At 40.6% G+C, this 19,358-nt stretch carries 14 protein-coding genes; 6 read left to right on the top strand and 8 right to left on the bottom strand.

From position 1 onward, the window contains the following. Nucleotides 1–243: 243 nt before the first annotated feature. Genes FJ218_07235 through FJ218_07220 form a run of 4 tightly spaced genes read right to left on the bottom strand, consistent with a single transcriptional unit; the run spans nucleotide 244 to nucleotide 5,958 of the window. On the bottom strand, nucleotides 244–1,314 hold the full coding sequence (locus tag FJ218_07235; protein ID MBM4166691.1) for a glycosyltransferase family 4 protein: 1,071 nt from the start codon (nucleotides 1,312–1,314) through the stop codon (nucleotides 244–246). After that, nucleotides 1,269–2,840 carry a hypothetical protein gene (locus tag FJ218_07230; protein MBM4166690.1) on the bottom strand — a complete coding sequence of 524 codons (1,572 nt, stop codon included), beginning with the start codon at nucleotides 2,838–2,840 and terminating at the stop codon, nucleotides 1,269–1,271. Before FJ218_07230 ends, FJ218_07235 begins: the two co-directional genes overlap by 46 nt. Before the next feature lie 4 nt (nucleotides 2,841–2,844). Then, a complete protein-coding gene (locus FJ218_07225) occupies nucleotides 2,845–4,263 on the bottom strand; it encodes a flippase (protein ID MBM4166689.1) in 1,419 nt (472 codons plus the stop codon). A 54-nt stretch (nucleotides 4,264–4,317) separates the two neighbouring features. Further along, nucleotides 4,318–5,958 (bottom strand): M20/M25/M40 family metallo-hydrolase, encoded by a 1,641-nt coding sequence (locus FJ218_07220; protein MBM4166688.1) that lies wholly within the window; start codon nucleotides 5,956–5,958, stop codon nucleotides 4,318–4,320. 70 nt (nucleotides 5,959–6,028) lie between these two features. Between FJ218_07220 and FJ218_07215 the strand changes: the two genes are divergently transcribed. Both FJ218_07215 and murA read left to right on the top strand, forming a co-directional pair. Further along, nucleotides 6,029–6,511 carry a hypothetical protein gene (locus FJ218_07215; protein MBM4166687.1) on the top strand — a complete coding sequence of 161 codons (483 nt, stop codon included), beginning with the start codon at nucleotides 6,029–6,031 and terminating at the stop codon, nucleotides 6,509–6,511. A gap of 9 nt (nucleotides 6,512–6,520) precedes the next feature. Further along, complete coding sequence (gene murA, locus FJ218_07210) at nucleotides 6,521–7,783, top strand: UDP-N-acetylglucosamine 1-carboxyvinyltransferase (GenBank protein ID MBM4166686.1); 1,263 nt, start codon at nucleotides 6,521–6,523, stop codon at nucleotides 7,781–7,783. A gap of 234 nt (nucleotides 7,784–8,017) precedes the next feature. Here the strand turns inward: murA and FJ218_07205 are convergent, their stop codons facing one another. Next, nucleotides 8,018–10,093 carry a peptidase M49 gene (locus tag FJ218_07205; GenBank protein MBM4166685.1) on the bottom strand — a complete coding sequence of 692 codons (2,076 nt, stop codon included), beginning with the start codon at nucleotides 10,091–10,093 and terminating at the stop codon, nucleotides 8,018–8,020. Nucleotides 10,094–10,230: 137 nt separating this feature from the next. Between FJ218_07205 and FJ218_07200 the strand changes: the two genes are divergently transcribed. The 4 genes from FJ218_07200 to FJ218_07185 all read left to right on the top strand — a co-directional run bounded on the left by FJ218_07200 (nucleotide 10,231) and on the right by FJ218_07185 (nucleotide 17,334). Beyond that, on the top strand, nucleotides 10,231–13,305 hold the full coding sequence (locus FJ218_07200; protein ID MBM4166684.1) for a M6 family metalloprotease domain-containing protein: 3,075 nt from the start codon (nucleotides 10,231–10,233) through the stop codon (nucleotides 13,303–13,305). A 40-nt stretch (nucleotides 13,306–13,345) separates the two neighbouring features. Then, nucleotides 13,346–14,095, top strand: coding sequence for a hypothetical protein (locus FJ218_07195; protein MBM4166683.1), 750 nt, complete (start codon nucleotides 13,346–13,348; stop codon nucleotides 14,093–14,095). 88 nt (nucleotides 14,096–14,183) lie between these two features. Then, complete coding sequence (locus FJ218_07190; protein MBM4166682.1) at nucleotides 14,184–14,537, top strand: hypothetical protein; 354 nt, start codon at nucleotides 14,184–14,186, stop codon at nucleotides 14,535–14,537. A gap of 265 nt (nucleotides 14,538–14,802) precedes the next feature. Continuing rightward, nucleotides 14,803–17,334, top strand: coding sequence for an ATP-dependent Clp protease ATP-binding subunit (locus tag FJ218_07185; protein ID MBM4166681.1), 2,532 nt, complete (start codon nucleotides 14,803–14,805; stop codon nucleotides 17,332–17,334). 61 nt (nucleotides 17,335–17,395) lie between these two features. Here FJ218_07185 and rsmI read toward each other — a convergent pair whose 3' ends face one another. Genes rsmI through FJ218_07170 form a run of 3 tightly spaced genes read right to left on the bottom strand, consistent with a single transcriptional unit; the run spans nucleotide 17,396 to nucleotide 19,107 of the window. Beyond that, on the bottom strand, nucleotides 17,396–18,085 hold the full coding sequence (rsmI, locus tag FJ218_07180; GenBank protein MBM4166680.1) for a 16S rRNA (cytidine(1402)-2'-O)-methyltransferase: 690 nt from the start codon (nucleotides 18,083–18,085) through the stop codon (nucleotides 17,396–17,398). Nucleotides 18,086–18,123: 38 nt separating this feature from the next. Further along, a complete protein-coding gene (locus FJ218_07175; protein MBM4166679.1) occupies nucleotides 18,124–18,498 on the bottom strand; it encodes a four helix bundle protein in 375 nt (124 codons plus the stop codon). A gap of 42 nt (nucleotides 18,499–18,540) precedes the next feature. Next, nucleotides 18,541–19,107 (bottom strand): D-sedoheptulose 7-phosphate isomerase, encoded by a 567-nt coding sequence (locus tag FJ218_07170; GenBank protein MBM4166678.1) that lies wholly within the window; start codon nucleotides 19,105–19,107, stop codon nucleotides 18,541–18,543. Nucleotides 19,108–19,358 lie beyond the last annotated feature (251 nt).

Raw genomic sequence — 19,358 nt, 5'->3', positions numbered from 1 at the left:
TTTACAATGTTCTCGGGCAGGAAGTCGCAACACTTTTGAACAATGAACTACTTGAAGAAGGAATGCACGAAGTTCAGTTTGATGCAAGCACGCTTTCGAGCGGAATGTATTTTTATCGTCTCACTGCACAAAGCGAAGAGAAACATTTTGTGAGTGTGAAGAAATTGTTGTTGTTGAAGTAATCAACAACTCCCGAATATCAAAAACGAATCCCACACATTCTAAAAAAGTGCGTGGGATTTTTTATTGCAAATACAAAACGTACGCTGCTTCTGTTTTTTCTGCTACAACGTTCCACAAAAAATATTTTCGTAGGTGTTCGCGGAGCGTATTATTTTTTTGTAAAGAAAAAGATTTTAGAATAGCCGTTTCGATGGAAGTTTCAGATGTCGGTTCAAGGTATTCAGCAAAAGATTGAAAATATTCTTTCGTTCCTCCTACGCTTGTAATTGCGACGTTTGTTCCTGCAAGTCCCGCTTCAAGCGCAGAAATTCCCGGCGTTTCAAATAACGATGGCAACACGAAAACACTTGCCGCGGAATACGCAGAGGCAAGCAATGATGAATCGTTTCGTATTTCTTCTCTCACCGTAATATTTCTCGCATCGGCAATTTTTTTTATACATTCTTTTGCATACTCGTCTCCAGAAATTCTTCCGATAAGCACCGAGGGAATATCGAGTTTTTTCAATGCGCAAATTAAACGCAAAGTATTTTTTCGTTCTCCCCAATAACCGACGTTCAGTACAAAATTTTCTTGTCCGTATGTTTTTACAAATTCATCGGACGTTGCAAAATAAAATCGCTCATCAACACCATTGGGAATAATAGAAATTTTTTTTTCGTCAATGCCGAACGCTTCTTTCAGTAATTGCGCTTCTGCGTTGGAATTCGGGAAAATAGCCGTTGCGCGTTTACACATTTCTGCAGTCATTCCAAAATCGGTAAACGTTCCTGAAATCACTTTTCGAAAAATATTTTGCAAATGAATTCCGTGTTGCAACTGGTAAGCGGAATGCGTCGAGAAAAAAACTGGTGAAAGAAACACAGGGATTTTTCTTGCGAACAGTTCACGCGCAAAGTGATACGTTCCGAGCCCCGCACCGAAAATATGCACAGCATCAATAGTTTTGAAATCAATTCGTTCCCAAGGTTGATGGAACGTAATAGATACTCCGCGCTCCGTTAAGTATTTTGCAGTATTTTTCGCTTGCAAAAATAATCCTCCGCCGGAAGTTGCGCCGATAAGGTTTATTGCAAATAGAATATTCATCGCAGTTTCTTTCGCAAATAAATTCGCACTTTTTGATTCCATAAGCGCGGAGAAAATTTTCGTGTTCGCAGAATCTCATCAGATGTTTGCAAAGATTGCGCGGGAGTAACATCGAGCGATGCAAGATGTATTTCGTTTTGCATCTGTTGAGAAGTGAGAAGCGCTTCATTTTTGTTTGGTAACGAAATGCGAAGTGCGATTTCCTTTTCAAACTTCGGAAGATACAGCACTCCTTTTTCTATCGTGGGGATATTGTTTTCCGTCGAAAACATTGCTCCGTTTCGCAAGCGCTGTTTCCACCAATGAGCAAATTCAGAAAACGTGTATTGGGTAATGTTGTGATGAGCAATTTGCGCAAAAATTTTTTCCCACACATTGAAATGTGCATCGTTCGGATGATGATAGAAAAACAATGGTTCGTTGCAAATCATTTTTTTAGCAATGCACGATTCATAATACGCGAACATTTCCGTTTCTTTCATTCGCGCAGAACGCAAACTTCCGTTGCAAATCGGATGAATAGGAATTTGCAACGATGTTCCGAACTGTTTTCCCCGCATTGAAAACGACGGGAAATTATCGTAATCGAATGAAAACTCCGATGAATATTCAAAGCCAAATTCTTCGACTGCTCGCTGCATTCCGTTGTTCCATTCGCCGAACGGTGAAGCAAATCCTTTCGGAAAAATTCCTTCTGCAGTTAATAATGTTATTCCGTGTTTGATGTTTGTTTTGTTTCGTTGATATGCGTCGTACGTTTGATGTTCGTAACAATGCAAACTCAGTTCCTGATGTTCCAATTCCTGAAAACGCCGGAGAAAGTTCTGATGACTTTTTACGTCGAGAAACCACGTTGCGCGAATGTGGTGTTCCCGAAGACGTTCGTAGAGAGAAAAAATTTCTGCCTCTGTTCCGTAATCCGAATCAATGCGGAAGGAAAAAATATTTTTTTGCGCGTTCGGATAATACCAGAGATGGATGTACGGAATATTGCGTTGATGGTGAACGTATTCAAGAGCGGATGCAACAAGTTTTCGCACTTCTCCTTTGGATACAACAGAAACTTTTTCTGCAGGAAGGCGCGTTGTTGCTGCGTAACAATATTTTCGTTTTGCCTCTGTTCGCTCGATAAGTGCGCCGGCATCAAACGGAAAGCACACAACCGTTCCTCCGTATAATTCACCGCAAAATGTCGAAAACGATTTTCGGTTGGTCGGAAGCGAGTTTGCAAGCGAAAGCACATTTCCGAATGTCCAAACATCGATTAAAGAATTTTTTGAGAAGCACGATGGAAACTCCGGAAGCAGATACGAAATTTTTTTTGACACGGTTTTTGAAGGAAAAACGTTTGAAAAAAAACTTGCAGATGTAAGAATTGCGCCGCCGTTCTTGAGATACTTCCGTAACGCATCGTTTTCTTTTTTTTCTGTATTCGCATTTAGAACAACGGCAGAATACCAATTGCCGTGAAGTTTTTTTTGTTCGACGAGCGAATACGAAACTCCTTCTTGAGAAAGCAACGTTTCCCATCCAAGATGTGAGCGCATTAAACCGACGTGGATATTCATTCGTTTAAAAACTATGTTTCACTGCTTCAAGATCTTCTTTTCGTACTCCTTGAACAAGCGTAAGTACAAATGAAAATGCAATGATGCCATAAGCAATTTGTTCAAAAAGAAATCGTTCGTTAGTTGCAAAAAGAATCAGCACCATCACTACCGCCGCAATAATCGGACGAAGAAAAAAACGAAAACATTCGACCCGAATTACTTTTCTGAATTGGACCATCATCAAACTCATCGAACATAATTCTCCCGTTACGAATCCCAATGCGGAACCATTCGTTGAAAACAGTAACGTTCCAGCAATAATGAGCGCAATTTGCACGATTGTTCCGACGAGCATTATTTTCGAAAACAGTGTTTCTTTTCCGATGCTGATAAAACCCACGGCAAACACACTGTGCATCACGGTGAACAAGACGAACCAAATTAAAATCTGCAACAACGGCGCGGCGTTTTCGAAACCATTTCCGTAAATGAAATAAATTATTTTTTGCGAGAGAAACATTACGCCGAAACAGATTGGAACTAAAAGAGTGATGATAATTTTCAGCGAAAGTGAAAGCGTGCGTTTCAGTTTCTCTTCCGATTCGTGATATGTTTTGATGATGACGGGATAAAACAGGAAAAAAAACACGCGGTCAAAAAGTAAAAACAGAAAGACGATTTTGAAAGCGGCAGAAAAAAAACCGACTTCTTTTTCGGAAAGAATATACGCTATTGCCAGCGGAGGAAAATTCACTCCTATTTGAGCAAGCCATGTTCCGAATCCAATGGGAAATGCATTGCGAAGAATTTCGTTTCCTCTTCCGTTTTTTTGAAACAGAGAAAAGAAGTTCCACCGAAAGGTGAACGAAGAATGTTTTCTCCGATACGGAATGAATAATATGGACGCCGCAACAACTGATGATACAAACCACGCAACAGCGGCAAACGAAATTTTTTCAGCAGTTGAAACAAGATATACTACTAAGATCAGATACGTTGCCTGCGAGATTATTCTGCTGATGCTGATAAGCGCAATTTGTTCTTTCGCCTGAAAAAACCATTCGAGTAACAGCGCAACAGGAAACAGTGAGAGTGAAAAAAGAGCAACAAGTGGTACAATTTCGATTGGGAAAAAAATGTACGAAATGAAAAATACCATAACCATTGCAGCAACAGAAAGAATAATACGTAATGAAAGGATGTCGTTCACAAATTCGCTAAGATTGTTTCTGTGTTGCGTTACTTCGCGCGTTGCAAACAGTTGAATACCGGGATTGATGGCAAGTGTTCCGTATGAAAGAAATGCAAATCCGATGTTCAATATGCCAAACTTTTCGACGCCGAGTGTTTGTGCAAGATACACCGTTGCAAAAAATCCGAACACGCGGCTTCCAATATCTGCGAGCGTGAGAAATGAAAAGTTTTTAAAGAGTTGTTGCAAGTGGTATCTATATCGTGTTCGGTTCGTATTTCAGAATCGAACACGAGAAAAAAATTAATTGCTTCCTTGCGGTTTTGAAATCGGAAACGCTTTACGCGGAAATTTATTATCGCGCATTGCCGCATTATACACAAATGCTGCCATGACAATGGACGCTTGTTTCAAATCTTCTTCCTGCACACGTTCGAACACATCCATTGTCGAGTGGTGTGTTCGCGTAAAATACTCAAGTTCATCCTGAATAAATTGAAATCCAGGAAGTCCAATGGCATCGAACGATAAGTGGTCTGTTCCTCCTGTGTTCGAAAGCGTGAGTGTGGATGCCTCCATCGAATAAAACGGTTTTAACCATTCACGGAAAATCGGTCGAGTTGCTTCGTTTCCTTGCATATACACGCCGCGCACTTTTCCACTTCCGTTATCGTTATTGAAGTACACAGAAAATTTTTCCGCATCGGGTTTCAACTGCACAGTCGTTTTTTGTTCAAACAATGATGTTACTTCTTTTCCCGTTGAGTCGTTGAATTTTGTTCCGAAATGTTTTTTCACGTACGCTTGCGAACCCAGAAGTCCTTGTTCTTCACCTCCCCATAAACCAAGTCGAATGGTTCTTCGCGGTTTCACATCTAACGTTTTTAAAATTCGCATTGCTTCCATACAAACTGCAGAACCGGTTGCATTGTCGGTTGCGCCGGTACCTCCGTGCCACGAATCGAAATGCGCGCCAAGCATAACGATTTCATTTTGTAAATCTGTTCCGGGAATTTCTCCAATAATGTTGTAGGAAGAATCTTCTTTGGTAAAAGCGACGTCAAGATTCAATTCCAATCTCACGCGTTCACCTTTTTTTATCATTCGAAGAATGCGGTTGTACTGTTCCGCAGAAAGAACAACTTGCGGAAGTGTTTTTGCTTTTTCACTGTACACGCGTAGGGAACGCGTGGAAGGCGTATCAGGATGATTGGGAACATTTGCGCCTTGCACAAAGATGTTGCCGCCGTCGCCGCGATTGGATTCCAACACCGCAAGCGCGCCTTCTTCGATACACATTTTCCATTTGTTGAAATTATAGCGCGCGCGAAGTTTTTGTTCCGGAGTTTGTTCAAATCTGCGTTGGCTTTGTTGCGGCATATCGGCATTTGCAAGCGCGAGCAAACTCGAATCCGTTTCGCGCGATGCTTCCGCTTCAAAATGCGCTTTGATGCTGCGTGCATCGCTGAACAAGACAAATTTTCCTTGTAATTTTCCTTTGTAATGTTCAAATGTGCTGTCTATTGCTGCGTCGAGATAAAGAACATCACCGGAAATCGTTCCTTGGGTTGCAGGGCTCCACGCTTTCGGGTATGCAATGAGTGGAAGCGTTTTTGGTTCGAGCATCGAAAGGGAAAATTTTTTCAGTGTCCATCCGCGACCAAACGGACCCCACGCTTCGAGATGCGCATTTTCTATTCCCATGGAAGTGAGTTTTTCTTTTGCCCATTGTGCCGCTTTGTTATATTCGGGAGAACCGGTGAGGCGAGGACCGTAAATGTCTGTAAGATAACTGAGCAGTTCCATTACTTGCGAACGGTTCATCCCCTCATCTTTGATTTTGGAAATAACCGCTGTATCAATTTTTTCCTGCGATTGCGCAACGACAACATCGCGAAAAGAACTTGTTACAACAAGAACAACGAAAAGAAATTTCAGTTTCATAATAGTATGTGAAGTTGTGAAAAAAAACAGGTTGTATATAGGAAAAATTTTGGAAGGAGAAAAAAAATAAATGGAAAAAAAATCCCATCTTTCCCGACAAAAATTTTTTTTTGTAACTTCATCCCGTTTTTTGTTACCACATTTACTTAACGATGAAATATTTCTTCCTTTGGATGGCGGTATGCATTTTTCAAAATACTGTTCTCTTTGCACAAGAACTCACACAAATGCGCATAGTCGGAAAAGCGGAACTTCTTTGCAATACACGAAGGAACAATACTTAAAAAATGTGAGGAACAATTTTAAGAATGCCAACGATATTGCATTGAAGTTTTCTTCGTTCCAAATCCATCGGAAGAATGATGAACACGGTGTGTACGGAATCAGTATGCGGCAACAGTATCAATCGAATACCTACGCAGATGAAGGACATCTTTTTTTGCTCGTAGATTTTTTACAGAAGAATCCGCAAATCTATGTACGCAGTTGGCAACCGCAGGAATGGAATGATTCTGAGATCATACAGTTGTCAAATTTTAAGATGTATAAATAAAGAAATTCTATGGACAAATTTATCATTCATGGCGGCGAACAGTTGAACGGAGAAGTTACCATCAGTGGAGCGAAAAATGCTTTGCTTGCTTTAATGCCAGCAACACTGCTTGCACAAGGAACATACAACTTTTCGAACGCTCCTCAACTCGGTGATATTTCAACAATGCGAAAACTTCTTCAAACAATGGGAGGAGCATCTACGCAAAAACAGAACAAACTAACGCTCGATACATCACACGTGAATACTTACGAAGCGCCCTACGAACACGTGAAGAAAATGCGCGCTTCGATTTATGTACTCGGTCCGTTGCTTTCGCGATACGGATATGCAAAAGTTTCACTTCCTGGAGGATGCGCGTGGGGTCCGCGTCCAGTGAATTTACATATTGAAGGGTTGAAAAACCTTGGCGCAGAAATTGATTTGGAAAACGGTTACATCGTTGCGAAAGCAAAACGATTGCAGGGAACGAGAATGGTATTCGATGTATCGAGCGTTGGCGCAACGGGAAATATAATGATGGCGGCAACACTGGCGAAAGGGACAACAATTATTGAGAATGCCGCGACTGAACCGGAAATAATAACGCTTGCGGATTTTCTTTTGAAAATGGGTGCGCGCATCAACGGCATCGGTACATCACATCTCGAAATCATAGGCGTGGACGAACTTGCGCCAACATCATTTGAAGTTATTCCCGATAGAATTGAGGCGGCGACGTTTCTCTGTGCTGTTGCATTAACCGGCGGAAATGTCATACTGCACAAGGTTATTCCTGAGCATCTCACTTCCGTATTAAGCAAAATTGAAGAATGCGGAACGCAGATGGAAATTCATAACAATTCTGTGAAAATTTCTTCCGATGGAATCATCTCTCCGGTGAATGTAACAACAGCGCCGTTCCCGGGATTTCCAACGGATGTTCAGGCGCAGTGGATTGCGTTAATGGCGAAAGCAAACGGAACATCATTGGTTGAAGATACAATTTATCTCGACCGATTTAAACACGTTCCGGAACTTATTCGTCTTGGAGCAGATATTACGTTGAGAGAAAATACTGCGATTGTGAAAGGTGTGCGAACATTGAAAGGAGCAAAAGTAATGTCAACGGATTTGCGCGCGTCAGCGTCGTTAATTCTTGGAGGACTTGTTGCAAAAGGGATAACGGAAGTGCTGCGCGTGTATCATCTCGATAGAGGATATGAGACAATAGAAAAAAAATTAGTGCATTTAGGTGCGAAGATAGAACGTGTGAGCGGGAGTGAATATTAGAAGTCTTTGCAAAAGGTAGGGAGAATGTCATTGCAAAGAGCAAAGCGACAAAGTCTTCTATTAATTACTGATGGTACGCGACAAATATCGTTGAAGAAAAAATTCCAAAACCGAATTCAGCAAATATCCATACAAGTCTTTTCGTTGGGATTTTAGAACTGGAATGTTGTTTGTATTTGGGTTTTGTTCTTTGGTGTTTCCATAGGTAATTTTATTTTCTCCATAGTTAATTCTTTATGAAAGCGTAATATGCGCAAAACGTGATGAGCGTGTATGAGGTTTTTTCTCAACGGGTGTTTCTTGTTTTGAAAGTTGTGAATACTCGAACATTTGTGTTTTCAAATCTAGGGGATACGTTACGTTCACATCAATAATTTCTCCAGAAGAATTTTTGACCAGTTCCAAACTTGGTTGCACGAATCCCGTGTAAGCAGGCGCGTCGAGTTTTTTCACGCGTTCCTGAACTTCGATTCTCAGTTCTTTATCGACTTTCAAACCGTAAGTATCAATGAGGTTTTTAGCGGCTTTCAAATCTCCTTCCGCTTTTATTCGCATTACTTCGGCAAGTAATCGTCCGACTGCGGAATGTGCGCGTTCGAAATCCATAATACGGTAGTATGTTTTTCCGTTGCGTGAAACTTTACGAACTGCGCGAAAATCTTCCATCAAGTAATGCACAATAAGTTGGCGGTTTTTCATATGGTCTTCTTCCAAGTGTTCCGAATCGCCGATTCTTCGCAACTGAGTTAACGCAACCCGTACTGCTTGCTGGAACATTGTCTCAGCGATTTTTTTCAGTTCAAAGATATTTTCGGCAATACCTGTTTCAATAAGTTTCGTATCAAAGACGCACCACAACGCAATTAAATCTGCGCGCGCTTCTTCTAATGTATTGTAATACCCGGGAAGATAATTCGCAGGGTCGCCAATGAGGTGCGTGCTTACTTTTCCGGAACCGTGTCCGATAATTTCGTGTAATGCAGTGTGGAGATTATCCGCTTTCGTCCCATATTTTTCATGGTTGAAAATTTCTTCGTCATCCCACGCAAATTCCACTAACAAATCTTTTCCGCTGGATTGTTCGTACGCGTCGGCAACATTGCGCAGCAAAATACTTTTCGAGCCAAATTGTTGTCGCAACGCCTGTTCATTTGGAAGATTGATTCCAATCGGTGAAATAGGTCCCGTGCCTCCCGTTTCCACAATAACATTGATAACTTTCGCAATCGGAGGATGCAGGATATGTTTTTTATATTCGTTTGCCCACGGCATTTTTGTTTCAAAATAATGTGCAAGATGTGCAAGATGTTCCATAACCAACGTAAGTTCGGGGTCGGTATAAAAAACTGATGCCTCCCATTCTCCTTTTTTACCGCAGGGGTCAAGATACACTTCAATGAAACCCATAATAAAATCAACATTCGATGAATCTTTAATCCATTGAATGTTGTAATTACGAAAATCATTTTGCTCGCCCGTCTTAAAATACTTGACAAGCAGTTGAAGAGTCTTCACTTGGTTTTCCGAACTTGCAAACGGAATTGCTTGTTCGAGAAAGTAAATAACGTTCTGCAATTCTTTGGCGTACATTCCCGGAGGAAAACCTTCGCCGCCGGCGCGCCAAATATGTTCAGTAATTCTTCCGTGTTCTTTGACAACCGTTGAGTTTAACGGATGCCGTTCAAAACCCAATGCCGCCCACCGTCGCACTTCTTCGTATGCTAAATCGCCGCGGTAATAATTCACTGCGCTTCCTTTAATGTAATCTTCGCCGGGAGTTTTATTGCAAAGCATCGGTTGCGATTCCATATTGAAAATGACGCGCTTCAATCGAAAGAGTTTCGTTTCAATATCTTCGTTGTCGGAAATAATGTTCGCGCCGTTGTTCTGCGCTAATTTTGCTGCCGCTCGTAATGCTTCAAAAGTAAATTCGGGATTGATTTTTTTCGATGTGAGATTGTCATAAAATCCGTTGTTGAGCCAAAACAGTTTTAAGTACGTAAAAATTTTTTCGAGAATTCGGTTTTCAATTCCATCGGAATACGTAACAATTTTTTCCAACATATCGCGAATTTCCAATGCATTGCTGTGATGTTGGTCAATTGCGATGTCGCGTCCGGCAAGCGCTGCTCGGGAAACATAATACGAAAATATTTTTTCTTTCAATGAAAGATTTTCAAATCCGTCGGCGTATAACTGCACAACGCGCGCCGGTCCTACGCGTTCAATGATATACTTGCGTTCTGTTTCGTTGGAGATATGCGCGGCATCGTGCTGCGGAGTGTTGTTTTTAAAACTGGATGTGTTCACTGATTCGTAAAATGAAGAAAACAATTGCAAATTTTTGGAACAAAATTTAGTAAATGTTTCTGTCAATGCCTATTGGTATAGTAAAAATTTTTTCGGAAATTTCACGCAACAAAATTTAACAAAACCAAAACACGAATATGAACGTTGGAAAAAAAATTGTTTTCTTTTTGCCCATCCATTTCTTCTTCCTCACTATTTCGCTTTCGATAATTCCTGTGAAACAAGGAAGGACAATTCCCCATCGTTACGAAAAAGAATTTCAAACAATGCGGCGAACATACAGCGAAGGATATTGGGCAAAAAAATTCCGTGAGCGAAAATTACATCGGGAGCAATTCCCGTCTTTGTATGCAAATCCCAATATACTTACGGACACCGTGTTTGCGCCTGCGTTAATGGGTGCGTATCTTGATTTACCGCCAACATATTCGCGTTTGCAGTTCCAATCGCAACTTTTTGACGGACCAAATCCAACGGGAACAGTTACAGATTTTTACAGAGAAACTTCATACGGACAAATGCACTTAACCGGAAAATGCGAAGGATGGTACACGCTTCCGCATACACTTTCGGAAATTCTTGACGGCGGCGACGGTGCGCAATTTACGTGGGAATTACTTAGCGCCGCAGATTCTGCCGTTGATTTTCGTCCGTATATCCGCTACTATGATGCGGAAGGAAACGGTCATATTCCGTTTCTTATTATTATTCACACAGGCGCAGATGCTGCTGCGGGGGCGAATAATATTTGGTCGCACGTGTTTAGTTTTGTGTACTATTCCGGTCAAGTATTTGAAACCAATGATACACTTCCCGGGAATAAAAAAGTTATTGTTGATGGTCCGTATGCGATTGAACCGGAAATGCAGGGAAGTAATAATACGGGCGGACCGATTGAAACGATTGGAGTTTTTTGTCATGAGTTAGGACATATTTTTGGGTTGCCCGATTTGTATGCTCCCGCTGGTTCAGGCGAAGGACTTGGCGGATGGTGTTTGATGGCAAGTGGTGCGTACGGAGGAGACCAAGGACATTCAGAAACTCCGTCGCAAATGTCCGCATGGTGCAAAGAACAACTTGGGTGGGTTACGCCGACAGTAATTTCTACAACGGAAATAAATCTAGAAATTCTGCCTGCAACATATTTTCCTGTCAGTTATAAATTATGGCGAAACGGTGAAATGGGGAATGAATATATTATTGTTGAAAATCGTCAGCGAAAAAAATTCGATGCGTTTCTTTTGGAAAGTGGATTGCTGATATATCACGTGGATAATAATCGAAACAGTCAAAACGATCCGAACCATTACAAAGTAGATATTGAACAAGCGGATGGTTTACGCGAACTCAATCGCGGATTGAATCGCGGAAATGCTGGAGATCCGTTTCCGGGAAGAAACGGCGCAAACAATCCGAATTTCATCTTCGATGGTTTTACGCTTCCGAATTCCCGAGACTATCAAAATGAAGTTACCGGAATTGCGATTACACATATTACCAAACAAGATTCTCTCGTTGTTTGTAATGCAACAATTTGGGATACATCGTTCGTGTTTCAAAACTTTGAAGATTGGGCGGATTATCTTGGTGTAACCGATTCTGCAGGTGAAGCGTTCGGTGTTTCGTCTGCGGATTTCAACAACGATGGATTCGCGGATATTTTTGTTGCGAATAATAACGGAAGCAAATTATTTCGGAACAATGGAAATGATTCATTCACCGATGTTACAAACAGTGCGGGAGTTTTTGATGCGGAACTCAATCGCGCAGGAATTTTTGCCGATTATGATAACGATGGTTTTGATGATTTGTATTTGCTCACGACCAATATTCTTGGTAACACGCGAAAGAATAAACTGTTTCATAACAATGGGAATGGAACGTTTTCACGCAACACAGCAAGCGTTTTGGAATTTGCAAGTAAATCAAGTTCCGCATCATTTGCCGATTTCAATAGTGATGGATGGATGGATGTTATCGTTGTTTGCGCAAATGCGCCGACGAAAGTGTTTAAGAACAACAACGGCATCTACGAAGACGTTACAGGAATTTCCGGAATCAATTTTTCTGCGAATGGAATTTCGTGCGCGTGGAGCGATGTTGATAACGACGGCGATAATGATGTGTATATTGTTGCAAAAAATAATCAGCCGAGCAAATTATTCTTGAATCATGGCAACGGAATTTTTACTGATGGAACCGACGCCGCAGGAGTTTCAAATATATCCAGTGGACAATCGGCAACGTTTGGCGATTTCAATAATGATGGATTCAACGATTTGCTTATCGTTAATCAGCAATTGATTCGACTTTTCAAAAATAACGGTAACGGAACATTTTCCGATGTAACTTCTCTTTCCGGAATTTCGAGTAACGGCGTGAACAGTTCTTCACAGTGGATTGATTTCAATGCTGATGGTTTTCTCGATGTAGTTGTTGCCAAAAATGGACCGACAAAAGTTTTTAAAAACAACGGCAATGGAACGTTTAATGAATTTTCGGGACGCGCGGGGATTTATTCACTCGCAGATTCGCGTGGAATGAGCGTGACGGATTTTGATAACAATGGTTTTCCCGATGTGTTTGTGGGCAATGCAAGTTCTGTAAATTTCTTTTTCAAAAATTTTTCAAATGGAAACAACACACTTCGTTTGCAATGTATCGGAAGTTCATCAGGCAAAAACGCTATCGGAACGAAAATATTGTTGTACACAAACGGAGTTCAACAAATGCGCGAAATTTCATGCGGAAACGGTTTGATGTCGCAAAACAGTTTTGTTCAACTTTTTGGAATCAGTTCTTCATCGGTCATTGATTCGGTAATTATTTACTGGACTTCCGGCGCATCCTCGAAAGTAGAAAATCTTGTTCCCGGGTTTTATCAATTGTTTGAAAATCCATTGGATGTTTCAGAAAACACACGCACTCCGTTGAAGTATGTTCTTTCACAAAATTATCCGAATCCGTTTAATCCAGTTACTGTTATTCGTTATCAGGTAATTGTTAATAGTGTTGTAACATTAAAGGTTTATGATGTTCTTGGAAAAGAAGTTGCAACGTTATTGAACAACGAAGAAATAGATAAAGGAATGCACAAAGTTGAGTTTGATGCAAGCCATTTAACCAGCGGTGTGTATTTCTATCGTATAGATATTTCGCAAAATGGAATCTTGCATTACAACGAAATGAAGAAATTGCTACTGGTAAAATAATTTTTTTCATTCTCTCGTTACCAAGAAAAATATTGTACTAATGTCGTATTACAATACTTATAGTTCGAAATCCTGGAACAAACCGGCACCCAAAGTTGAACCGCCCAAACCCAAACCGCATTGGTTTGAAAAACATAAGCATTATTTCAAATGGTTTTTTATTGTTGTTAGTATTGTTGGTGCCGCTGTGTTTATACAATCTATCATTCAGGATTTTCGTATGCAGCAACAGGAAAAAGAAGACTTAACAAAACGTATTCGTGAACTTCACTCTCTGATGAACACCAACACCGAAGGAGTGTACGTGAGCGCAGAAAAAATTGATGAACTTGCAACCATAGCGCAAGAGTATCGTTTAAGCGCAACGCAGTTGTTCAAAATTATCAAATTCGGACAACAACTCACCGATGAAATCGAACATATTATGGAATATTCCTTTTCAAAACTTCACCGACAACCGAGTTACAACAAACAATTGGAACTTCGGGAATTTCTACGTTCCGAACTGGAATTACTGCGATTACTTGAAATACTTACATCAAATTCCGGCACGCTGTTTAAAACTTCCAACGACGGCAAAGCAAAACAAAAACTGGAAATCGGAAAAAATAAATTTGGAACGATACTTGATAAATTCAACGCATCCGAAGATATACATGAAGACGAAGAAGCGTACAATAATATTGCATCGCGTGGGTTGACGTTGTATATCATCAGAACGTTTAATTTGTTTCAGGATTATCATCTTGCAGAAACACTCGATAGTTACAGTGCGATAGAAAAAAAATAAGAAATAAGAGATACAACAGAAATGATGGAAGAATCCGAAGCAATCGAGCAAGATGAATAATGTATGATACGAGTTGTACATCAATGATATGAGGCAGCAATTCATCGGGAAAAAAGATGAAAACGTTCTTCGCTCGTTCCGACTTTTTGAAAAAAATCTTTTCGGATGCGTTCTTGGTTTTGTTGTCGGAACGTTCATCAATGCATTTGTTCCGCAATCTTGGAATTGGGGAAATCATCTGCTTGCATTTTTCCCTCTTTCAATAAAAATCGGTTGGTTTGTTTTTGCATTAGCATTTCTTCTTCCTCCATCGAGAAAAAAACTGTACTCCTTATTTTGCACTGCAATTCCAACAACAGAACGGCTTTATATAATTTGGAAATCCTTCATTATGAAATGTTCAATGACTGCAAAAATGCGGAACCTTGTTTTTCAAAAATAGTTTCTCTTGAACCGAAAAACACCTTGGCAATGGGTCAACTTATCAATATGCTCATTTGCAACAAAAAAATAGATGAAGCGATGTTGTTTGCAAATATCTATCTTACGTTTGTTCCCGACGATACAACGATGAGAAACGTGTACACGATGTTAGGGGAAGAAAAAAGAAGAGTAACGAAATAATACTTATCCTACTTTTAAAAAAGTAAGTGTTTTTGTCTATATTTTCCCGTCAAATTTAAAATAATCAGAAAGAAACAACGCCTATGGAAGGCAATTTTTCCAACAGAGTTCAAGACGTTATTCGACTAAGCAGAGAAGAAGCCCTTCGTCTTGGACACGATTATATCGGAACAGAGCATCTTCTTCTTGGAATCGTCCGAGAAGGCGAAGGAATTGCAGTAAAAATACTTCGCAACCTCGGTGTGGATTTGTACCGCTTGAAACGTTCAATTGAAGATACCGTACGTACGGGAGGAGGAACTCTTACCATCGGTAATATTCCATTGACGAAACAAGCGGAAAAAGTTTTAAAAATTACGTATCTCGAAGCCAAATTGTACAAATCAGAAGTTATCGGAACGGAACATTTGCTTCTTTCACTGTTGCGCGACGATGATAACATTGCAGCACAAATTCTTCACCAGTACAACGTGCATTATGATACGGTTCGTGTTGAACTTGATAATATTTTACAAGGAAAACCGAGTTCGCCGCCTGCTTCAAAAGAAAAAAAACAGGAAAAATCGAAAACGCCGGTTCTTGATGCTTTCGGACGAGATTTAACGAAACTTGCTCGTGAAGATAAACTTGACCCGATTATCGGACGCGAAAAAGAAATTGAACGCGTTGCTCAAGTATTGAGCAGAAGAAAGAAAAATAATCCTGTGTTGATTGGCGAACCGGGAGTTGGCAAAACTGCAATCGCAGAAGGTTTAGCGCTTCGTATCATCGAGAAAAAAGTATCGCGGGTCCTGCACAATAAACGTGTCGTAGCGCTTGATTTGGCGGCGCTTGTTGCAGGAACAAAGTATCGCGGACAATTTGAGGAACGAATGAAAGCGGTGATGAACGAACTTGAAAAATCCCGCGATGTAATTTTATTTATTGATGAATTGCATACGATCGTTGGTGCTGGAGGAGCATCGGGTTCGTTGGATGCAAGCAATATGTTTAAGCCGGCGCTCGCACGTGGAGATTTACAATGCATCGGTGCTACAACAATGAATGAATACCGCGAGTATATCGAAAAAGACGGCGCGCTTGATAGACGATTTCAAAAAATTATGGTGGACCCAACAACCGTAGATGACACGATAGACATTTTAAAAAATGTCAAACACAAATACGAAGCGCATCACGGTGTTCGTTATACGGAAAAAGCCATCGAAGAATCTGTGCGCCTCAGCGCTCGGTACATTACTGACCGTTATCTTCCCGATAAAGCAATAGACGTTATGGATGAAGCGGGTGCGCGTATTCATCTTGCAAATATTCAAGTGCCGCGGGATATCGTAGAACTCGAAGAACATTTGGAAGCAATTCGTTCGCAAAAAAATCAAGTGGTGCGCAATCAGAATTTTGAAGAAGCCGCGCGCTTGCGTGATTTGGAAAAGAAATATATCAGCGATTTGGAAATTGCAAAACGCGAATGGGAATTGCGCGCAGAAGAAACCGTTTTTACCGTAACCGAAGACCACGTTTCCGATGTTGTTGCAATGATGACGGGAATTCCCGTGAACAAAGTGCAGCAATCCGAATCGGAAAAACTCTTGAAGATGTCGGATGAATTGAAAAAACTAATCATCGGTCAAGAAGAAGCGATAAATAAATTAAGCAGAGCAATTCGTCGTTCGCGTGCGGGATTGAAAGATCCGAAACGTCCAATCGGTTCGTTTGTATTCTTGGGACCAACTGGAGTAGGAAAAACGGAACTTGCGAAAGTATTGGCAAAATATCTCTTCGATTCGGAAGATGCATTGATTCGCATTGATATGAGCGAGTATATGGAAAAATTTTCCGTTTCACGTCTTGTAGGCGCGCCTCCGGGATATGTCGGTTACGAAGAAGGTGGTTTACTTACGGAAAAAGTTCGTCGAAAACCCTATTCTATTGTGCTGTTCGATGAAATTGAAAAAGCGCATCCCGATGTGTTCAATATTCTTTTACAAGTTCTCGATGACGGTGTTCTTACAGATAGTTTGGGAAGAAAAGTAGATTTCAAAAATACTATACTTATCCTCACTTCCAACATTGGCACGCGCGAAATTAAACACGGCGGAGGTTTAGGATTCATCAGTGAAGAACCCAAGGATAAATACACTTCGATGAAATCGGTGATTGAAAGTGCTATGAAGAAATTATTCAATCCCGAATTCCTCAATCGTATTGACGATACGATTGTATTTCACAATCTCACGAGGGAAAGTATTGCAGAAATAATCAAGTTGCAAGTAAGCGAACTTGTGAAGAGAATGACGCGATTAAACATTTCGATTTCACTTTCGGAACACGCGCTTGCATATCTTGTGAAAGATGGGTTCGATGAGCAATACGGCGCGCGTCCATTGAAGCGATTGATTCAGCGTGTAATCGAAGATCCGCTTTCCGAGGAACTTCTTGCCAAAAAATATGACGAGGGAAGCACGATAGAAATTTTGTTCGATGATGAAAAAGATGAAATGAAATTTATTGAACAAAAGAAACAATCGGTCTCTCAAGATGATTTGTTGCCGGAACTTGCAACCGATGATTTGTTAAAGTCAGTAAACTTAGGCTCAGAGATTCAGGTAAATTAGATTGATTATTGAAATTAAATCCTTGTTCATCACGAGCGAAGATTTTTTTTACAAAATAATCTTATTCGGGTTTTCCTTTCACCAGCAGCACAAACTCACCGAGAATTTTTTTAGAAGAAAGTTCTGCGATAAGTTGCGAAAAATTTCCCCGCATAAATTCTTCAAACTTTTTTGTGAGTTCGCGGGCAATCACGGCATCCCGTTCTCCAAAGACATCTTTCAAATCTTCGAGCGTTCGTAAAATTCGGTACGGAGATTCGTAAAAAATCATTGTTCGCGTTTCTTCTTTCAAAAATTCCAATCGTGTTTTTCTTCCTTTTTTTACGGGAAGAAATCCTTCAAACACAAACGCATCTGTCGGCAATCCGCTTGCAGAAAGAGCAGTAATCGCCGCATTTACTCCAGGAATTGGTATAACATTTATTCCTGATTCAATCGCCGCTCGTACCAATCGAAATCCCGGGTCAGAAATTGACGGTGTTCCAGCATCGGTAACAATCGCGACAGAATTTCCTTCGTTCAAGAGTTGGAGAATTTCCGGAATTCGTTTCTGTTCGTTCTGTTCAAAATAGGAAAGAAGTTTTTTCGGTTTGAGTTCGTATTTGTTGAGAAGTACTTGTGTTGTTCGTGTATCTTCGCAACAAAGGACATCAACATTCGCAAGTATTTTCAATGCTCGAAGCGTAATGTCTTCAAGATTCCCAATGGGGGTGGAGACGATGTAGAGTGTTGAGGGAAAAAGTTCGTTCAAGGGGATAGGTTTTAGGTGTTAGAAGTTAGGTTTTAGGTTTAAGGTTTGTACTTGTGGAGAGAGTTTTCTAAACCGTGAAGCATTTTTGAACATTCGTCATAACGCTCGATGAGATTATTATATTTTTCGAGAGAGAAATATTTTTTCTTGTTACCAACTGTTAGATGATGTTTTGATTCTCGGATCTCTCCTAATGCTCTGCTTATTTCTTCAAGATAGATATTGATGTGTTTATTATTCCAACCTTCAGAAAAATTTGCTGGTGCGGAATTTGACGAACGTCGCAGTTGTGAACCAAGTTCATACAATTCAAATTTGGGGAATGTCATCGTCAATTCGTGTACTTCTAAATGAAGTTGCAACAATTTTTGATACACGTCCATATCCTCAAAACTATGAATTTTATTTGCCATAAAAACCTAACTTCTAAAACCTAACACCTAATACCTAACATCTTACATCGCTCCGAACAATTCGCGTTCAAGCAATCCGCACAAAATATGTCCAATCGTAATGTGTCCTTCTTGAATGCGTTGCGTATCGTTGGATGGAACAATAATCGAATGGTCGCAGAGTGGTTTTGCTTTGCCTCCGTCTTTTCCGAGCAAACCAATCGTTACTATTCCTTTCGATTTTGCTTTTTCGATTGCTTTCAAAATGTTCGGAGAATTTCCGCTTGTCGTAATTGCAATAAGAACGTCGCCGGAATTTCCCAACGCTTCCACATTGCGGGCGAACACATTTTCAAAACCAATATCATTCGCACCGGCAGTTAAGTTTGATGTATCGGTTGTCAGCGCAATTGCAGGAATTGCAGCGCGTTCACGAGGCAACATTCGTATCGTGAGTTCCGTTGCGATGTGCTGCGAATCTGCTGCGCTTCCTCCGTTTCCGCAAAGGAGAATTTTCTTTTTATTGTTGAGCGCGTGTACGAGCAAATCCATCGCTTTGGAAATTTGCGACGTGCATTCGTTCAAGATTTTCAATTTCGTTTCGGAACTCGCTTTCAATTCATCTTGAATAAACGATTCGCGCACGAGGATTGTGAGAGGGAGATGTGGCATTGTTAGGTTTTTGGTATTGGGTTTTAGATTTAACCGTTCGACTTCACTTCGTTGCGCTCACGGTGACGAACTTGTCGTGTTGAGCGCAATGGAGCGAAGCGAAATGAAGTCGAAACATTATTTCAATATTTCTTCAACAAACTTTTTAACACTTTTTAACACTCCATCCAACTTCGCAACATCTTTTCCGCCGGCAGTTGCGAGATGTG

This window comes from Ignavibacteria bacterium (assembly GCA_016873775.1).
Lineage (GTDB): Bacteria > Bacteroidota > Ignavibacteria > UBA10030 > F1-140-MAGs086 > JAGXRH01.
This window is presented reverse-complemented; position numbering and strand designations above follow the sequence as displayed.